The following is a 17951-nucleotide window of genomic DNA, read 5'->3' as shown; positions in this document are numbered from 1 at the left end:
CCTGACAGCGGATGCGCCTGGAATGTCCAGTCGCGTTCAGTGACCATTTCCCGGCATGCACCACCTGGATGGTCGTAGTGGACACCCGAGTGGACGCATTTCCTTCACGTCATTGAGGACCACTTTGCGAGACTGGACACGGCCCCCGGCGAAACCACTCACCTATCGCTGGTACGACCGGCTGCTCGACGGACGGCACGGTCGCCGGGACGGCCGCGCCGGGCTCTCCGGTGAGACGGGATGGCTGCGGGCGCTGCGCCAGCTCACCTCCGAGCAGGTGAGCGGGGAACTGGTCGAAGGTCAGCGCGATCTGGCCGAGCTCACCGACCGCAGGAACACCTCGGCGAGCCCCGTCGAGGCGCTGCGCGACCGACTGGCACGACTGGAGCTGGAGCTCGCCGAGGCGGACGAGGAACCGGACCTCGACGGGCCGGTGCGACTGGCCGACGACCGCTACCCGCCCGAGTTCGCGACGAGCCGCCGCCGCAACGCGCACATCGCACACCGCCAGGACGTCGAACGGCGCTACTTCGACGCACAACGCGCGTTCGGAGAGGCCGTCCAGCTCGTTTCGATGCTCGACCGCGAGATCGAACGGCTGGAGGAGGTCGTCCGGCTGCGGGCGTCGATGGTGCGGGCGCACGGCTCGCGACGCATCGCCTGCTACTGGCAGCACTTCGCCCGCGCGCACCGCGACCACGCCAAGAAGGCCGGCGAGACACCGCCGCGCGACCCGGATCTGCCGTGGGACGACGAGGGAGGGCGAGACCTGTGAGCAAACCGGAAGAGCCGGAGTCGCTGGAGTTCACGCCGTCCTCGGTGGACGAGGCCGCCGCGCGAGCCGAGATCGAGCGGCACGCCGAGAGCCTGCGGCACTCGGTCGACGAGGCGGTCGGGCATCCGCTCGACAACCTGATCAACGCCTGGGCGGACAAGTGGGTGGCCGACGTCGAGGCCGAGCACGCCCTCTACCTGGCTCGGGCGGAGGCGCCGCTCGGCACGGCCAACACCCGGCTGAACGAACTGGACGTGGCACGGCAGCGGGACTCCCGGCGGCTCGACGAGACCGACCAGGCGCGCAGTGCCGCCGTCAGCGCGCTCGGCGAGGAGAAGCCGCTGCTCGGCGGCCGCCCCAAGTCGATCTACCTCCACCTGATCGCCCTGGTGTTCGCCGCGGCCGCCGACGTGGCCGCGTTCATCCAGGTCGTGAACCTCCTCGGCAGGCAGCGTCAGTGGGTGACGGTGCTGCTCGTCATCGGATTCACCTCGCTGGTGATCTACCTCGCGCACCTCGCGGGCACGCTCGCGAAGGACAGGAGGTGGAAGTCGGCGACCGCCTGCCTGGTCGTCTGGGCGACGATGGGACTGCTGGCCGCGTGGGTGCGGCTGATCGCGCCGCCACCGGCGAGTGCGAAGGTCCAGGTTTCCCTCGACCCGGTGGCCACCAGTTCCAGCTCCGGGAACACGGAGTTCGCGTTCGCTGGAGCGGCGCTCTTCCTCGCCCTGTACCTCGGCAGCGGACTCGCCGCGGGCTTTGGCGCCTACCTGACCCATCACGCCGGACGCAGCGCGTTCATCGCCGCGATCGCCGCGTACCGGGGCGCGGTGAGGAAGGTCCGCGCGATCGAACGCGAGCACGGCGCCGCACGCACGACGTGGCAGGCCCAGATCAGCGCCAGGGACGCCGCCGCGAAGGTCCTCGTGGCGCAGAAGGCCCGCCGGCTCGCGCTCGCCGAGGAGCTCAAGCAGTACACGCGGGTGTTGCTGGCGGGAAAAGCCCGTGACCCGTCGGTCACCGACGCGATTCTCGCCGAGGACAAGCGCCCCTACGACTACTCCACCAACGGATCTTCTGGAAGGCACGCATGAACCGCCGCCTGCTCGCCGCACTCACCGCCGCGCTGCTCGTGCCGTCACTGGCCGCGTGCGACTCCGAGAACGCCATCCCCGCTCCGAACTTCACGCCCTGCACCGTGGCGCACGACCAGCCGATGGCGTTCGTCGTCGGGGCGCGGGCGAACGTGCCGAAGCCCGAGGTGCCCGAGGCGGTGAACAACCTGATGACCGGGGTCGCTCGGGCGCACAAGCCGATCACGCTGGTGCGGCTCGACGGCAAGCCCGAGTACGTCTTCAGCGAGGACGCCCCGGCCGCCGCGGAGAACCCCGACACCGATGCCGCGGAGGTGCAGCAGTACCTGAACCGGATGACCGTGGCGTTCCGGGACAAGATCCGCGCGCAGTCACCGGAGGCGAACGTGCTGCGGGCGTTGACGATCGCGTCGCAGAAGGTCGGGCCGGGCGGCACGATCGTGCTGATGGACTCGGGGCTGCAGACCGTGGCCCCGCTGCGGTTCGGTGAGGACAACGTCCTGACTGCCGACCCCGCCGAGGTCTCCGCGTTCCTCTCGAAGGAGAGGCAGCTGCCCGACCTGTCGGGCCGGTCCGTGGTGCTGGTGGGGCTCGGCCTGACCGCGCCGCCACAGCCGGAGCTGGATCCGCGCTGGCAGACCAACGTGTTCGACGTCTGGAAGTCCGTCGTGGAGGCCGCCGGCGGTTGCGCGGCGAAGGTGCTGCACGGGTCGACCGCGGCCGCCGCTGTCGAGTCGCCGGCCGTCTCCGTCGTGAAGCCGCCTGAGCCCGTGCAACCGAAGACGTGCGGCACGGTCGAGCTGGGCGAGGCCGACAACATCTCGTTCAAGCCGGACAGCGCCGAGTTCCGCGACCCGGCCGCGGCACGGACCACGTTGCAACGGCTCGCGGACACCATGCGCGCCAAGAAGCAGAAGGCCGACCTCATGGGCACCACGGCGAGCGTCGGCCCGCCGCCGGGACGGGTCGAGCTGTCCGCCCGGCGCGCGGCCGCGGTCAAGACGGTGCTGGTGGACCTGGGCATCCCCGCCGACACGATCACGACCAGGGGCGTCGGCACGGACTGGCCCGGCCACGTGACCGACCTCGGTCCCGGTGACGTGCTGCTGCCCGGGCCCGCCGCGCGCAACCGCAAGGTCGTCGCCGCCCTGACCTGTCTCGAACAGTGACGTTCGGCGCCTGGTGGCACGGCACCCGTGACAGCAGGCTCGGCATTCCGGCTCCCGGCGCGCGGTCGACCCCGCACCGGGAGGTGCTGATCCGCGGCGCGCACGAGGCGTTCGAGAAGGAACGCGTCGAGCACGAGTCCATGTCCACAGTGGATCGCGAGGAGCTGGCGCGGCTGCGGACGTTCCGCGTGCACGTCGTCGAACGGCAGGCGCGGGCAGAGCTCGATCTCTCCCGCGCCGGCGTGCCGTTGTCCGAGGTGGCGCTGACGGCACGGCGGCCGGGTGAGGAACGCCGGGGCGTCGCGGTGATCAGGATGCGGCGCGGCCGGGAACACCAGAAGTCGGTCGCGGAGGCCGACCGCGCCGTGCGGTCCGCCAAGGCCGACCTCGACCGGCTGGACGCGGAGATCGCGGCGGTCGAGGACCGGGTCGATCGGCACTTGACGGTCGCTGCGGTCAGGTGCCGGCGGATCCACCGGCTCACGCACCGGCAGATCGCGGTCTACCTGCGTGCGCTGGTGCGAGCGCACCCACGGGGCTCCGCGGCGCTGGCGGGGATCAACCGGCTCGATCCCGGCCTGCCCGAGTGGATCAACCCCGAACGGGTCCGCCCGGAGTCGCCGGACCCGGCACCGCCCCTGCCCACGCCAGAGTCGCAAGGGCCTGATGTTCAGCGCTTTCCCTTGCGGGACAGAACGTTCATCGGCCGCCATGAGGACTGCGAGGTCCGCATCGACGGCTACCAGGTGGCCGAGAAGCACGCGGTCATCGAGCGGAAGGACGAGCGCTGGGAGCTGCGCGACCTCGGGCGCTCCGACGGCACGTTCCAGGGAGGCAGGCCGGTCCGGCGCACCTCGCTCGCCGCGTTGTCGGTGTTCGACATCGCGGACCACCGGTTCCAGGTTAGCAAGGACGAGCGGGAACTGATCGTCACGCCGCTCGGCAAGTGCGATCTCGTGGTGCACGACCTGTCCGCGGCCAACGACCGCAACGGCAGGCCCAGGCTCATCGACATGTCGCTGGTGCAACGGGAACGCACCGTGCTCGCCGTGCTCGGTCCGTCCGGCGCAGGCAAGAGCTCGTTGTTCTCCGCGTTGCTCGGCGAGCTCAAGACGCTCGGAGGACATCTGTACTTCGAGGGGCTCGACGTGCGGACGCACCGCGAGCAGCTGCGCAGTCAGCTCGGGTTCGTGCCGCAGGACGACAGCATGCACCGTGCGCTGAGCGTGGAATCGTTGCTGCGCTTCGCGGACCGGCTGCGCAGGCCGTCCGACCGGGGTGACGGCGACGACGTGGTGCTCGACGTGTGCGAGCAGCTGAACCTGACCGAGCACATCGGCAAGCCGGTGCACCAGCTTTCCGGAGGACAGCGCAAACGCGTGTCCGTCGCGCTGGAGATGCTGAGCAGACCGCGGTTGCTGATGCTCGACGAACCGACGTCCGGGCTCGACCCCGGCATGGACCGAGACGTCATGGAGATGCTGTCGCGGTACGCGGACAGCGGCTGCACGGTCGCTTTGGTGACGCACGCGACCGAGCATCTCCACTTGGCTGATCAGCTGCTCGTGCTCGCGCCCGGCGGACGCCCGGTCTACTGCGGACCGCCGGGAGGCGTGCTCGACGCGCTGGACGTGCCCTCCTACGCGGATCTGATGAAGCTGCTGGAGGGCAAGAACGGCAAGGAGAAGGTCGACCGGCTGGTGGCGGACTACCGGGCGGGTCCCGTGGTCGAACGGGCCGGCCAGGCGGTGCGGGAGACCGCCGCGCAGCAGGCCGAACCGACGCCGGAACGGCAACGCGGCAGGTTCCGCGCGTTCCTGCGGCAGTTGCCGATCCTGGTCGCGCGGCAGGCCGTGCTGACGTTCTCCTTGCCGGCCGGGCTGATGCCGTTCGCCATCGCCGTCATCGCGGCGGTGATCGCCGCCGGGGTGTCCGAGGACGACGTGCTGCGCCTCGGCGAACCGGCCGCGAACGCGACGGCCGCGTTGAGCATCCTCGTCACGTTGTGCGTGTTGACCGGCCAGGCGTTGAGCTACAGCAACCTGGTGGAGGAGCACAACATCATCGTCCGGGAACACCGCACCGGCACGGTCACCGCCGCCGTGGTGCTGTCGAAGTGGCTGGTGTTCGCGGCCATCGCGGCGATGCAGGGTGTGATCGCCGCCGGCGTGTTCGTGCTGTGGCGCCACACACCGGACCACGCCGTCACGGGGATGCCGTCCACGATCGAGCTCATGGTCGATCTGATGGCGACGAGTGTGGCCGCCATGTCGCTCGGGCTGTTCATCTCCGCCTGCTGCAAGGACCTGAAGACCGCGGTGACCGTCACCTCGCTGGTGGTCGTGGCGCAGGTGGCGCTCAACGGCGTCACCACCGACCTGTCGGAGTTCGGCGTGGACGCGGTCGTGTCCTGGATCCTGCCGGCCAGGTGGGGACTCGCGGCGGCAGCGTCCACTGTGGACCTGCGGGGGATCTCGCCGGTGGCGGCGAAGGATCCCGTGTGGCAGCACACGAACGGGTGGTGGCTGTTCGACCTCGGCTGCCTCGCCGTCCTCACCGTGGTGTTCACGTGGCTCGCCGTGCTCAGGCTCAACCGAAGGTTACGGTGACAGGTCTTGGATGCGCTGAATTCGAACGTGCACCTCGTCGGCGACCGTGCGCCGCATCCAGAGTTGCCGACGGTAAGCGGTTTCGACGGTGAGCCCGACGATCAGACCGATGGCGGCGAGCACGATCGCGGGCACCCAGAGCCGCATCGTCGGCAGTACCGCCGAGGTCATCAGCCCCACCGCCGCCGCGGACCAGGCCGTGCCCAGCAGCAGCTGTTCCGCGTGGTCCGCCGTGAGCCAGCTCCACCTGCTCCTGGTCCCGTCCCTGGAGAGCACGTCGGCGGCGTTTTCCAGATGCGTGATGTGCCAGCGAACCCGTTCCGGATCGCCGCCTGCCGCGTGCTTGCGCAACAGCCGTTCGAGCTCGCGGCGGACCGGGCCGGGCTTCACCGGTTCCTTCAGCCGCACCGGCCAGTGGTCCTCGCGGAACTTCTCGATCTTGTACAGCTCCAGCACCAGGAAGACCAGGTACATCGCCGTGCCGCCGGCCATGACGACGAGCAGCGGACGCAACTGGGGCTCGATCGGCGAACTGAGGACGATCGCCACCGAGAATCCCGTGAACATGATTCCCGCCGGCGCCACCACGAGCAGGCTGTACCTGGTCGGATCGAAGTCCTGCGCGATCCGCTCCGCCGAGTTGATCTGTTTGCGGCTCAGCGAGGCCAGCGCGGTCAAGATCATCACCACGACCAGGATCGCGGTGGCGGAGACCGAGGCGTAGACGGCGATGTCCCGCGCATCGGTCGGCAGCAACAGCACCGGCGCGGTGAACGCCGCGACACCGAGCAGAACGGCGAGCGGTCCCACCCACGGGCGTGCCGGCGTCTGCCCGATGGCCGCACGCCGCCGGGGCTCGCCGGAGATCTTCTCGCAGAGTCGGTCGTGCCCAGGGTCGTCAACGGTCCGGTGCGCTTGGAAGTTCGCGAACTCCCTGATGGTTCGCGGAAGTTCCTTCGCCCTGGGCATCTTCGCGCCGTCCATCAGCAACGGGATGATCGTCTTCCCCGCGGCGAGCGCCCACATGATCTCGTTGTGCACCCAGTCCGCGCCGTCGGTCCTGAGCTCCGTCGCCCAGCCGGGGTGCACCACGACGATCACCACGTCGGACCTGTCGAGGTGGCGGCGCAACTGATTGGGGTAGCGGCGGCCGTGCCGGATCGCGGCGGAGTCGAGGAAGACGGCGTTCTCCCCGAACTCGGAGACGAGCCGCGCGTAGAGCGTTCGGACGAAGGCGATGCGCTCGTCGTGCCGCCGGTAGTTGATGAAGGTGCCGCCCATGTCAAGCGACCGTAGCGGGCCTGCCGCGGTGCGCGACATGACAGATGAGCGGGCCCGTGTGGCGATTCGTTGTCATGTAAAGGGAAGCAGGTGACTACGCACAATGCGCGGCATGAGCTTGGTCAAGACGCGCTGGCTGAAGCCGGGTCTGGTCGTGGCGGCGGTGATCGTCGTGCTGGCGGCCGTGTTGCAACTGACCGGCACGCTGCAGGGTTTCTCGCCGTTCCGGGTCGAGACCATCGACCGCAGCCATCCCGCTGTGCTCAAGGAACTGCGCGACCTGAGCCAGTACCACGCGGCGACCGGCGACTACGAGGTCGTCATCGACATCGAGAAGGACGCGCCGTGGTTGCCGGACTTCCTCGCCGGTGAACGCACGCTCTTCGTCGGCGCGGGCACCGTCAACGCCTACGTCGACTTCGGCAAGCTCGTCGAGGAGATGCTGGTCATGTCGCCCGACGGGAAGTCCGTCGAGGTGCGGATCCCCGAGCCGGTGCTCGACAAGCCGAACCTCGACAACGAGCGCAGCTACGTCTTCGACCAGAAGCGCGGCCTGGTCAACCGGCTGGGTTCGGTCCTCGACACGCAGAGCCAGCAGGAGTTCTACCTCGCCGCCGAGAAGCGGATCGCCGGAGCGGCCGACAAGTCCGAGCTGCGCAAGCGTGCTTCCGAGAACACGAAGACCATGCTCACGGGACTGCTGCGAGCACTGGGATTCCAGGTCACGGTGGTGGAGAACCGATGAGCGGCGGCATCTTCGTCAGCTACCGCAAGAACCACAAGAACGGGCGTCGTGGCCACGCTCCGGCGGTGGACGCGTTCGTCGAACGCCTGCGCACCCACTTCGGGCGAGCGAAGGTGTACGCCGACACGGGCCTCAGCGCCGGCGAGCACTACCCGTCCACGATCGACGGCTGGCTGGACAAGTGCGAGGTTCTTCTCGTGTTCGTCCACCAGGAGTGGCTGGCGGACCTGGTGGAGCGCAAGGACGAGCTCGACTGGGTCCGCAGGGAGATCAAAGCCGCGCTCGACGGTCGTCGTCACGTGGTTCCGGTGCTATTGGACAAGGCGACCATGCCGAGCAAGGACAGGTTGATCGCCGAGGGCTTCGACGACATCGCGCAGCTCGGCACGCGGCAGTACCTGCCCATTGCCTTCGGCGAGTGGAAGTACGCCGGCGACGAGCTGATCGGCCTGCTCGAAAATCGCGTCGCCACAGAGGAGTTGCCCACGCCCCTGCGTCTCGATCCGGTTCGTTCGCGCAGCGCATGGCCTGTGGTGGCCACAGCGCTGTTCGGTCTGGTCGCGCCGTGGTTGTCGGTCCGGCTGCTCGTACCCGAGGCAGAGCTGTGGCAGGTCTGGTTGGTCGCGCTCGCCCTGGCGCTGGTCTTCCCCCTGGTGATTCCACTCGGGACGGTCGCGTTCGTCTACGCGGCCAGGGTGAGGCTCGACGAGAGCGACAAGCACTTGGCGGAGATGGCACACGACCAGAAGGTCAACATCACGGTCGGTCTGTTCGTGGCCGCGATGGGCATCATCACCCTCTTCGTCGGCGACCACGTGCCATGGCAGGGGAAGTTGCTCGTGCTCGCGGTGATCGTCGGGTTCACCGTCATCGAAGGTGACTGGTGGCTGCGAGATCGGCGCAACAACCCTCTTTGGCCGTATGTCCGCCTCGCTCCGCACCCTGCATCAGTACGTGGCGCATTGGCGCACGTCGAGCGCTTCATGAAGGACCATCGCCCACTGCTGACCAGGTCGCAGCGGGAACAGGTCGAGTTCGTTCTCGACCAGGTCGAGTGGGCGGTGGACCGGCTCCACGACCTCTGTGCGTTGTCGCGGTGGGCCTGGCTGCGCAGGTCCGTCGTCTGGTTGCCCGCGTTGCACGTGCTGCTCGTCGCCGCGGTGATCGGTAGCGCGGTGGCCGCGCTCGTCGAGGGCGGCTGGGGTCACGCCGGTCTGCTCGTCGGCGCTGTCGTTGCCGCGGTGCTCTGCCACCTCTTCACCGTCGATCGCGCGTACCGGCTGCAGCGCTGGCGCCGGCAGGTCGTGGCCGACGCCGCGCCCGCCGAGGTGGCACGCTTGCGAGCGGTGCTCGTCGAGATCAGCATCCCTCCCGCCGCTTCTCAGGAGACCACCGAATGAAGATCGTCGTCGCCCTGCTCGCTCTCGCTCTCGCAGGTTGTGCCGGTGAGGTGCCGAGTCCGGCCACCCAGCCGCCGGCGACCACCATCTCGGTCACCTCGTCCGCTCCGAGCGGGTCGAAGATGCCGAAGGTCGTCGAGATGAGGCTCACCGACGCGAGGAAGTTGCTGAAGGAGCAGGGACACCGGGTGGCGGAGGAGGACGAGACGGGCCAGAAGCGGGAGATCCTGGAGCCGCTGAACTGGGTGGTCGCCTCCCAGTTGCCCGAGGCCGGCGCCGAGGCGCCGAGCGGGACGCAGGTGCTGCTGAAGGTGCGCAAGCCGACCGACGGCTCTGCCAGTCAGGAGCCTCCGGTCAAGGGCGCCGTGCCGAACGTCGTGTGCCTCGACCTGCAGAAAGCGCAGGACACCCTGCAGGATGCGGGCTTCTACCTGCTCGGTTCCGAGGACGCGACGGGGCAGCGCAGGCAGCAGGTCGCCGACAGGAACTGGGTCGTGGTGAGCCAGTCGGAGCCGGCGGGCAGCACGCCCGACCCCAAGACGAAGATCGTGCTCGGCGCGGTGAAGTTCGGCGAGCCGACCGGTGGGTCCGGCTGCAAGAGCTGATCGCGCCCGCTTTGCGACGGCCCCCCGGTCCCGGACCTGGGGGCCGTCTTCATGCACCACGGATGTACTAGCGGATTAGACAGTACTGCGCACTGCGTAGTACCGTTCAAGGCGCAACAGTGCTGACTCCTCGGATAGACGAGGTTCGTTTGGCGACCGGAACGGGCTTCGCCGATTTCGACCGCCAAGCCGAGGCGGAGGGGGCCATGGACACCAGTCAACTGCTCAAAGGGGTGCTGGACCTGGCCGTGCTTGCGGTTCTGCGCAAGGACGACGGGTACGGGTACGACGTGGTGCGCAGACTGCGCGCCGGGGGACTGAACGAAGTGGGTGACGCGTCGGTGTACGGCACACTGCGTCGGCTCTACAACGCGGGGATGCTGACCTCGTACGTGGTGCCGAGTGAAGAGGGCCCGCACCGCAAGTACTACAGCATCAACGAGACCGGGCGGGCGCGCCTGGCTGAGTCGAGGGAGACGTGGAGGTCGTTCGCCAGCACGCTGGACGGCCTGCTCGAGGAGGTCGCAGCATGAACACCCAAGCGCTCGGTGTCGAGTACTACCTGGCCGGGATGCGTGCCGCCCTCGACGACCTGCCGCCCAACGAGGTCGCCGAGATCATGGAGGACGTCGAGGCGCACGTCGCCGAACTGTCCACCGAGCTCGGTGAGGACGAAACGCTGGAGCAGCGGCTCGGGTCTCCTGACCAGTACGCGCAGGAACTGCGGCAGGCGGCCGGGTATCCGCCGAAGACCGAGCGGTTGCCGGTCACCACGAAGGGCGGCTGGCTGACCAGGCCTCGGGTCGCCGCGTGGGGGCTCGCCGCCGCCACCGGTGTCACGCTGCTGGCGGGGACGGCGGCGTTGCGGCAGTCGGCGATTCTGCTGCTGCCCGGGGTGATCCTGGTGCTCAGCTTCGCTCTGGTGCACGACCGCGGGCCGCTTCAGCAGGAGATCATGAACCTGCCGGAGACCCACCGGCTGAAGAAGTGGCTGACGCCGGAGCAGGGGACGCCGGCGGAACGGGCGCTGACCTACCTGAAGTCGCTGCAGCCCGCGTGGTGGTTGATCCGGGCCTGTCTGATCGGGCTCGGGGCGGTGCTGCTCGCCAGTCGCGACATCCTCGGATTCCTGGCGCTCGCCGCGGTCGCGGTGGTGTCGGTGTTCGCCGGGCCGCGGGCCAAGGTCGACCGGCGGTGGCTGTGGTTCAGCCTGCCCGCGTCGGCACTGGCGGTGGGACTGCTCTTCCAGGTGATCGACGTGACGGCGAACCAGCTGGCGTACGGCTCGTCGTCGCGCTCGTCCTATCCGCAGCCGATGGTCGAGACGTACCAGAACATCTACGCGTACGACGAGAACGGCAAGTTGCTCACGAACGTGCTGTTGTACGACCAGGACGGCCAGCCCATCAACGCGCCGCGAAGCTACAACAGCTGCAACGAGCCCGGTAACGGGCCTGAGCCGGTGATTCCGGCTAACCGCTATCCGCGGCCGAAGATCGACTACCAAAACGGTGTTTGTTACACGGTGGCACCGAGCGTGTCCGCTCCGTCATCAACGGCGAGTACACCACCGTCGAGTTCTGGAAGCGCACCTTCGAGCTCGGTGCCACCCACTTCCGTGTCACCCAGCAAGTAAACGTAGGAGCGGGGCCCGTCGGGGGGTCCCGCTCCTACTTGTTCTGCTGTGGTTCGGCCAGGCCCCGCAAAACCGGCATGGCCGAGCGCAGGTGTTCTCTGTCTTCTGGCGAAAGTTCGGACATTCTTTCACTCAATAGTTCGGCTTCGCCGTGAGCGAGCGACAGGATCGTCTCGCGACCGACTTCGGTGAGCACGACTATCGTCGCTCTGCCGTCGGCGGCATCTGGCTCGCGACGGACGAGGCCGGTGGACTCCAGGCTGGTCACGACGGTTGTGGCGGTCGGCTGCGAACACAGGGCGCGCACCGCGATCTCGCCGATCCGCATCGGGCCGTGGGCGCTCAGTTCTGACAGCACCAATAACTGGGTGGGTTGCAAACGGCGGGCCGGAGCGGCCTGCCGAAGACTTCGCACCAGCCGGTGCACGGCCACCACGAGTTGAAGTGCCTCGTGGTTGGTGACGGTGGTGGGCATCGTTTCTCCGCGCGCATGTGATTGTCCGAATTCGGACACGAACCCTGGCACTTTCCCTCATTCACGCTCCGCGCGCTATCCGCCAACTGCCGATAACCCATTCGGCCGTTGTGGTGACGCGGGGTGTCACGGCGCGCGTCCGACACACTTAAATGTGCTGGTAAACGGCGTAAAAAGCGCAGCCTAGCTCACTCGAACGGGCGCCGTGCTGAAGCATGATTCAACGAGACAGATCTCCTGACAGAACTGTGGGAAGGCGCACTCGTTTCGCCGTGTGGCGCAGCGCATACCACCGAACGGTCCATGCCAGGTCAGGAGCAGACTGGGCCGGTGAGTCCGAAACCCCGACGTGGCGAGCTTCGCATCCATCTCGGCGCCGCTCCCGGTGTCGGCAAGACGTTCGCCGCGCTCGGTGAGGCGCACCGCAGGCGGGAACGCGGCACAGATGTGGTCATCGGATTTGTGGAGACCCACGGCCGTGCGAAGACCGCCGAACTGGTCGAAGGCCTGGAAATCGTCGCACGCAGGCACTCCGCGCACCGAGGCGTCGAACTCGCTGAGATGGACGTCGACGCCGTGCTGGCACGTGCGCCGCAGCTGGCCGTCGTCGACGAACTGGCCCACACGAACGCGCCGGGATCCCGTAATGCAAAGAGGTGGCAAGACGTCGAGGAACTCCTCGAAGCCGGGATTGATGTGCTGTCGACAGTCAACATTCAGCACCTGGAATCGCTCAACGACGTCGTTCACCGCATAACCGGCGTGCCGCAGAAGGAAACGGTGCCCGACGAGGTCGTGCGCAAAGCCGACCAGACGCAGCTCGTCGACCTCACACCGGAAGCGCTGCGCCGGCGGCTCGCGCACGGCGACGTCTACGCGGCGAACAAGATCGACGCCGCGCTCGGCAACTACTTCCGCGTCGGAAACCTCACGGCGTTGCGCGAACTGGCGTTGCTGTGGGTCGCCGACCAGGTCGACGTCGGGTTGCTGCGCTACCGGACCGAGCAGCAGATCACCGACACATGGGAGACGCGCGAACGCGTCGTCGTCGCGATCACCGGTGGCGCGGAGAGCGAGACTCTCATCCGTCGCGCGCGTCGCATCGCCACGCGCGCGGGTGGCGACCTTCTCGTCGTGCACGTGCTTCGCGGTGATGGCCTCGCAGGCGCCGATCCGCACTCACTGCAGAAGTACCGCAAGCTCGCCGAGGACGTCGGTGCCACGTTCCACACCGTTGTCGGCGATGACGTGCCGACGGCGTTGCTGGAGTTCTCACGGGGCGTCAACGCCACACAGCTCGTGGTCGGCACCTCGCGCCGTTCGCGGTTCGCGCGCGTGTTCTCGGCGGGTATCGGCTCCACGGTCGTGCAGGAGTCCGGCGCGATCGACGTCCACATGGTCACGCACCCGGCGACGACCAGCGGCTGGCGTGCGCGTTTCGCGGGCAGTCCGTTGAAGCCGAGCCGGCTCGCCTGGGGCTGGTTCCTCGCGGTCGCCGGTCCCGCGCTGGTCACCGCGGCCGGTGCGTCGCTGCGCGGCGGACTGAACTTCTCCACGAACGTCATCGGCTACCTGCTGGTCACGCTGGTCGTCGCGATCGTCGGTGGGCTCGGCCCCGCGATCGCCGCCGCGCTGATCAACGCGTTGCTGCTGAACTTCTTCTTCACCGAGCCCTTCTACACGTTCACCATCGACGCCCAGCAGAACGTGCTCACCTTCTTCGCGATGATCATCGTGGGCGTCTCCACGGCGTTGGTGGTGGACCACGCTGCTCGTCGTGCGACCCAGGCAGCGCGCGCTCGCACCGAGGCCACGCTCCTCGCGTCGTACGCGCGCACTGTGCTGACGAACCCGTATCCGCTCGCACGGCTGTTGGAGAAGGTGAAGGAGAACTTCGGACTGACGTCCGTCGCGCTGTTGGAACGAGTCGACGGCTCCTGGGAACGGGTCGCGTGCGTCGGCATCAGCCCGTGCGACGAGCCCGACGACGCGGACGTCGACATCGCCGTGACCCCGGAAGTGCACCTGGCGCTGCGCGGCCGTTCGCTGCCGGCGTCCGACCGCCGAGTCCTCGAAGCGGCCGCGGGCCAGGCGTTGCTCGCGCTGAGGCAGCAACGCATGACAGAGCAGACCCTCGAAGCCCAGCGCCAGGCCTCCCGCACCGAGCTGCGCACCGCGTTGCTGTCCGCCGTCGGCCACGACCTCCGCACGCCGCTGACGTCGATCAAGGCATCAGTGGGTTCGTTGCGCGACCCGGAACTGCGGCTCTCGGACTCCGACACGGCCGAATTGCTGGAGGCGGTCGAAGAGTCGGCGGACCGGCTCACCGGCCTCGTCGACAACCTCCTCGACTCCTCCCGCCTCGCCACGGGCGCCGTGGAACCGCAGTTCCGCGCCGTCGACTACTACGAGGCCGTCGCACGGGCCCTGGTCGGCCAGCCCGGCGACATCGAGGTCGACGTCCCGGAGTCACTGCCGCCCGTCCGCGCCGATGTCGGCCTGCTCGAGCGAGTGATCGCGAACGTCGTCGGCAACGCCCTGCGTTACGCCGGAGCCGTGGCGTTGCGCGCATCGGCCCACGGCTCCGAAGTGGAGCTGCGCGTCGTCGACCACGGCCGAGGCCTGCCCAGCGGCACGGCGGACCAGGTGTTCGCCCCCTTCCAGCGCCTGGGCGACCGCACGCCGGGTGGCGTTGGTCTCGGTCTGAGCGTGGCGAAGGGCTTCACCGAGGCGATGGGAGGCACGATCACCATGGAGGACACACCCGGTGGCGGCCTCACCGTGGTGATCTCACTCCCCGCAGAGGAGAGGGTCGCGTGACAAAAGTACTGGTGGTCGACGACGAGCCGCAGATCGTGCGCGCTCTGCGGATCAACCTCTCGGCCCGCGGCTACGAGGTCCTCACGGCCCCCGACGGCACCACGGCCCTCCGTCTGGCAGCAGACGGCAAGCCCGACGTGGTGGTGCTGGACCTGGGTCTGCCCGACATGGACGGCACCGACGTCATCGCGGGCCTGCGGGGCTGGACCAGCCTCCCGATCATCGTGCTGTCCGCCCGCACCGACTCGACCGACAAGGTCGACGCCCTCGACGCCGGCGCCGACGACTACGTGACAAAACCATTTGGCATGGATGAACTTCTCGCCCGCCTGCGCGCTGCCGTCCGCCGCTCGGCCGCGGCAGGCCCCGAGGACGAGCCGATCGTGAAGACGGCCTCGTTCACCGTCGACCTGGCGGCGAAGCGCGTGCTCAAGGACGGCATCGAGGTCCACCTCACGCCCACCGAGTGGGGCCTGCTGGAGGTGCTCGCACGCAACGCGGGAAAGCTCGTCGCGCAGAAACAGCTGCTGCGCGACGTGTGGGGGCCCGCGTACGAGAAGGAGACGCACTACCTGCGGGTGTACCTGGCGCAGCTGCGGCGGAAGCTGGAGCCGGAGCCCGCGCGGCCGCGGCACCTGCTCACCGAGCCCGGCATGGGGTACCGGTTCGAGCTGTGATGGACGAAGTGGAGCCGTTCGAGCGCGCCCTCGCCGCGTTGACGCGGGAGACCGGCTGCGTGGTCGACCTTGAGGCTGAACACGGCCTTCGGGAGGTCGGCAACGCAGCGTTCCGCTCGTCGGATCAGGTTTGCGTGACGTTGGCGCACGAACCGGACACCGCGTTGTCGTGACGTGGGCGCTGCTGGTGCACGAACCGACGGTGGCTGCGCACGCGGTGGTGGTGCCACGGATGGTCGCGCGGACGACCCGGCCGGCACGTGAGCCAAGCCCGCCGGTCAGGATCCTGAGTTGTCCACAGATCGCCGAGTGGTGGGTTGACTGGCGGTTTTCGCAGATAGGGTGGCTTTGTTGGCCGGTCTGCCCCCTTGGGAGGGCGGGGCCTTGCCACCGTGCGATTTCGAACGCCGACTACCTCACGCCGAGCTCGTAGCCGCTAGGGCTTCGGGTCCGGCGGCGGCGTGCTCGACGACGAGGAGGCCGGCGGCTCGGTCGACGGCGACGTCGAGGACGAAGAGGTCGACGACGGCGGCTCGGTCTGAGACGGCGGCGGGGTGCTCTGCGTCGGCTTGGTCGGCTTTGCCGGGTCGGTGGTCAGCTGCGGCTGGTCGGGCGTGCCCGGCTTCGGCTGGTCCTGCGGGCGGGCGGCCTGTTTGCGGTCCGGTGCGGACGACGGCTTCGGGGCGCCGGAGGACACCGTGACCACGACGGTGCTGGTGCTGCCGTCGGGGGCGACGCTCGTGATGGTCTGCACGATGTCGGCGGACGTGCGTTCCGGGCTCGCTTCGCGGCCGGAGGCGGCCAGCATGGAGGCCACGGTGGCGAACAGGGTCGCCACGACCACGCCGCCCGCGGCCAGCATCACTGCCGTGCCCACGCGCTTCTTCGGCTGGGCCTGCTCTGCCGATGACTGCGGATGATCTTCCTCGAACACCACTCGCTCCTCGGGGGAAACCCGGTCGGATGGACTTGCGTTCGAGTTATCGGCGGAAACGAACCATCGCCTCAGCAGAGCCACACCTTCGTGTAGCTCTGCGTCACTTGGCGGTGACGGGCGTAACCCTAGGGCGTGGTCGTCGTTGTCGTCGGGTCCGTCGTGGTGGTCGTCGTCGACGTTGTCGTGGTCGTGGACTTCGTCGTAGTCGTCGTGGACGACGAGGTGACCACCGGCGGCGGGTCGTCGGTCGTGACCGTCGTCGTGGTGCCGTCGGGACGCGTGATGGTCGTGACGCGCGTCTGCTTCTTCGTCGTCGTGGTCGCCGAGGTGGCGGTGGTGGTCTCCGGGGCCGACGACGTCTGTTCGACGGTCGTGGTCGGCGCGGAGGTCGGGACGATGCTCAGGGCGTCGCGCACGGCCTCCTTGCGCGGCGGCTGGGTCGCCGGCGACTCGGAGGCGCTGTCCGAGCCTGCGGCGAAGGAGGCGACGGCGGCGAAGACGGTCGCCAGCACGACGCCTGAGGCGGCTAGGACGACCTGCGGCGCACCTCGGTAGAAGCGCGAGCGCGAGTCCGGTTCCGGGCTCTCGTACACGAAGTTTCCCCTGCTCGAACGGTCAGCGGCCGAAGTTCTGGGTCCAGTAGTTGCCGCGGGTGTCCAGTCCCACGCCCATCGTGGTGAAGCTGCAGTTCTCGATGTTCTGGCGGTGACCGGTGGACTTCATCCAGCCGTCCACGACCGCCGCGGCGGTCGGGTAGCCCATCGCGATGTTCTCGCCGCCGGGCTTCGGGTAGCCGGCTTCCTTCATTCGCACGTCGAACGTCCTGCCGTCCTGCGACGTGTGGGAGAAGTACTTCTTGGTCGCCATGTCCGTGCTGTGGGCCTGCGCGGCGGTCGTGATGCGGTCGTCGATCACGAGGGCCTTGCACCCGGCCGCGGCACGGGCGTCGTTCGTGAGCGCGAGCACGGCCTGCTCCGGCGTCTGGCCGGTCGGCTGCTGCGCGGGCGGCTGAGCGGGCGGCTTCGGCGCCTCGGGGGGTGGCGTCGTCGTGGACGGGGACGCCGGCGTCGAAGGCGTGGAGGAAGGCGTCTCGGACGTCGCCGAGGTGGCGGGCACCGAGGAGGAGGTCTGGGAGGCGGGAGCGCCGGTGTCGGCGTTGCCGCCGTCGGACTGCGATCTGTTGCCGTTGGGTGCGGCGGCGTTGCCCGTTCCGAACTGGTTCGCCGCGTCGGTGCTCTCCTGCTGCGCGGCATTGGTGAAACCGATGCCGAGAGGGGAGGTGCCGGAGAGGGCGAGGCCGCCGATTCCGGTTGCACCGATCAGCAGGCCGAGTAAGAGGCTGCGGGCACTCACGAGCCGGGACCGTACCACTAATGGGTGACAACCCCAGAGTGCGTCTTCGGTCACCTGGCGTGACTACGCAACCATTCGGAGGTGGACGTGCGACTAAACGCGTGGGTGCGAGGACGGGTTCAGGGTGTTGGTTTTCGCTGGTGGACGCGAGCCAGGGCGCTAGAACTGGGCCTGGTCGGGAGTGCTTCGAACAGGCCTGACGGGCGGGTCGAGGTCGTTGCCGAGGGTTCGCGGGAGAACTGTGAACAACTGCTGAAAGCTCTCCGTTCGGGTGAAACCCCCGGACACGTCGAATCTGTCGGTGAGCAGTGGTCGGACGCCAGGGGTGATCTGACCGGGTTCATCGAGCGCTGAACCGTTCTCGGAGGGATGGCG

Annotated in this window: 18 protein-coding genes; 14 read left to right on the top strand and 4 right to left on the bottom strand. The window is 68.6% G+C overall.

Going from position 1 to position 17951, the window contains the following annotated elements:
- Positions 1-124: 124 nt before the first annotated feature.
- From SK854_RS25430 to SK854_RS25415, 4 genes are read left to right on the top strand one after another with little or no spacing between them, the layout of a single operon-like run.
- Positions 125-775, top strand: a complete 651-nt coding sequence (locus SK854_RS25430; protein ID WP_319977610.1) for a hypothetical protein — start codon at positions 125-127, stop codon at positions 773-775.
- Entirely contained in the window at positions 772-1869 is a 1098-nt protein-coding gene (locus SK854_RS25425) for a hypothetical protein (protein WP_319977609.1), read from the top strand. The genes SK854_RS25430 and SK854_RS25425 overlap by 4 nt, the downstream gene beginning before the upstream one ends.
- Positions 1866-3038, top strand: a complete 1173-nt coding sequence (locus SK854_RS25420) for an OmpA family protein (protein WP_319977608.1) — start codon at positions 1866-1868, stop codon at positions 3036-3038. The genes SK854_RS25425 and SK854_RS25420 overlap by 4 nt, the downstream gene beginning before the upstream one ends.
- On the top strand, positions 3035-5647 hold the full coding sequence (locus tag SK854_RS25415) for an ATP-binding cassette domain-containing protein (RefSeq protein ID WP_319977607.1): 2613 nt from the start codon (positions 3035-3037) through the stop codon (positions 5645-5647). Before SK854_RS25420 ends, SK854_RS25415 begins: the two co-directional genes overlap by 4 nt.
- Here the strand turns inward: SK854_RS25415 and SK854_RS25410 are convergent.
- Complete coding sequence (locus SK854_RS25410) at positions 5639-6928, bottom strand: toll/interleukin-1 receptor domain-containing protein (RefSeq protein WP_319977606.1); 1290 nt, start codon at positions 6926-6928, stop codon at positions 5639-5641. The two genes, SK854_RS25415 and SK854_RS25410, sit on opposite strands and share 9 nt — an antisense overlap.
- A gap of 112 nt (positions 6929-7040) precedes the next feature.
- Between SK854_RS25410 and SK854_RS25405 the strand changes: the two genes are divergently transcribed.
- The 5 genes from SK854_RS25405 (at position 7041) to SK854_RS25385 (ending at position 11314) form a co-directional block, all read left to right on the top strand.
- Entirely contained in the window at positions 7041-7673 is a 633-nt protein-coding gene (locus tag SK854_RS25405; RefSeq protein ID WP_319977605.1) for a DUF4230 domain-containing protein, read from the top strand.
- Positions 7670-9073, top strand: coding sequence for a TIR domain-containing protein (locus SK854_RS25400; protein WP_319977604.1), 1404 nt, complete (start codon positions 7670-7672; stop codon positions 9071-9073). Before SK854_RS25405 ends, SK854_RS25400 begins: the two co-directional genes overlap by 4 nt.
- Positions 9070-9678 carry a PASTA domain-containing protein gene (locus SK854_RS25395; RefSeq protein WP_319977603.1) on the top strand — a complete coding sequence of 203 codons (609 nt, stop codon included), beginning with the start codon at positions 9070-9072 and terminating at the stop codon, positions 9676-9678. Before SK854_RS25400 ends, SK854_RS25395 begins: the two co-directional genes overlap by 4 nt.
- A gap of 206 nt (positions 9679-9884) precedes the next feature.
- Positions 9885-10211 (top strand): PadR family transcriptional regulator, encoded by a 327-nt coding sequence (locus SK854_RS25390; RefSeq protein ID WP_089917641.1) that lies wholly within the window; start codon positions 9885-9887, stop codon positions 10209-10211.
- Positions 10208-11314 (top strand): DUF1700 domain-containing protein, encoded by a 1107-nt coding sequence (locus tag SK854_RS25385; RefSeq protein WP_319977602.1) that lies wholly within the window; start codon positions 10208-10210, stop codon positions 11312-11314. Before SK854_RS25390 ends, SK854_RS25385 begins: the two co-directional genes overlap by 4 nt.
- A gap of 34 nt (positions 11315-11348) precedes the next feature.
- Here SK854_RS25385 and SK854_RS25380 read toward each other — a convergent pair whose 3' ends face one another.
- Positions 11349-11789, bottom strand: a complete 441-nt coding sequence (locus SK854_RS25380; RefSeq protein WP_319977601.1) for a MarR family winged helix-turn-helix transcriptional regulator — start codon at positions 11787-11789, stop codon at positions 11349-11351.
- A gap of 303 nt (positions 11790-12092) precedes the next feature.
- Between SK854_RS25380 and SK854_RS25375 the strand changes: the two genes are divergently transcribed.
- Genes SK854_RS25375 through SK854_RS25365 form a run of 3 tightly spaced genes read left to right on the top strand, consistent with a single transcriptional unit; the run spans position 12093 to position 15459 of the window.
- Complete coding sequence (locus SK854_RS25375; protein ID WP_406601826.1) at positions 12093-14609, top strand: sensor histidine kinase; 2517 nt, start codon at positions 12093-12095, stop codon at positions 14607-14609.
- Complete coding sequence (locus tag SK854_RS25370) at positions 14606-15286, top strand: response regulator (protein WP_319977599.1); 681 nt, start codon at positions 14606-14608, stop codon at positions 15284-15286. Before SK854_RS25375 ends, SK854_RS25370 begins: the two co-directional genes overlap by 4 nt.
- The gene (locus SK854_RS25365) at positions 15286-15459 is read left to right on the top strand and encodes a hypothetical protein (protein WP_319977598.1); all 174 of its coding nucleotides are present in this window, start codon (positions 15286-15288) and stop codon (positions 15457-15459) included. Before SK854_RS25370 ends, SK854_RS25365 begins: the two co-directional genes overlap by 1 nt.
- A 263-nt stretch (positions 15460-15722) precedes the next feature.
- Here SK854_RS25365 and SK854_RS25360 read toward each other — a convergent pair whose 3' ends face one another.
- Complete coding sequence (locus tag SK854_RS25360) at positions 15723-16220, bottom strand: hypothetical protein (protein WP_319977597.1); 498 nt, start codon at positions 16218-16220, stop codon at positions 15723-15725.
- Positions 16221-16355: 135 nt separating this feature from the next.
- Here SK854_RS25360 and SK854_RS25355 point away from each other — a divergent pair, with 135 nt between their 5' ends.
- Positions 16356-16778 (top strand): hypothetical protein, encoded by a 423-nt coding sequence (locus tag SK854_RS25355; RefSeq protein WP_319977596.1) that lies wholly within the window; start codon positions 16356-16358, stop codon positions 16776-16778.
- A 60-nt stretch (positions 16779-16838) separates the two neighbouring features.
- On the opposite strand, the gene SK854_RS25350 is transcribed toward SK854_RS25355, so the two are convergent.
- Positions 16839-17576, bottom strand: a complete 738-nt coding sequence (locus SK854_RS25350; RefSeq protein ID WP_319977595.1) for a CAP domain-containing protein — start codon at positions 17574-17576, stop codon at positions 16839-16841.
- 81 nt (positions 17577-17657) lie between these two features.
- Here SK854_RS25350 and SK854_RS25345 point away from each other — a divergent pair, with 81 nt between their 5' ends.
- Entirely contained in the window at positions 17658-17930 is a 273-nt protein-coding gene (locus SK854_RS25345) for an acylphosphatase (RefSeq protein WP_319977594.1), read from the top strand.
- Positions 17931-17951: the final 21 nt, after the last annotated feature.

Source organism: Lentzea sokolovensis, from assembly GCF_033949975.1.
Lineage (GTDB): Bacteria > Actinomycetota > Actinomycetes > Mycobacteriales > Pseudonocardiaceae > Lentzea > Lentzea sokolovensis.
Note: the sequence above shows the minus strand (reverse complement) of the source record. Positions and strands in the feature narration are given on the sequence as shown.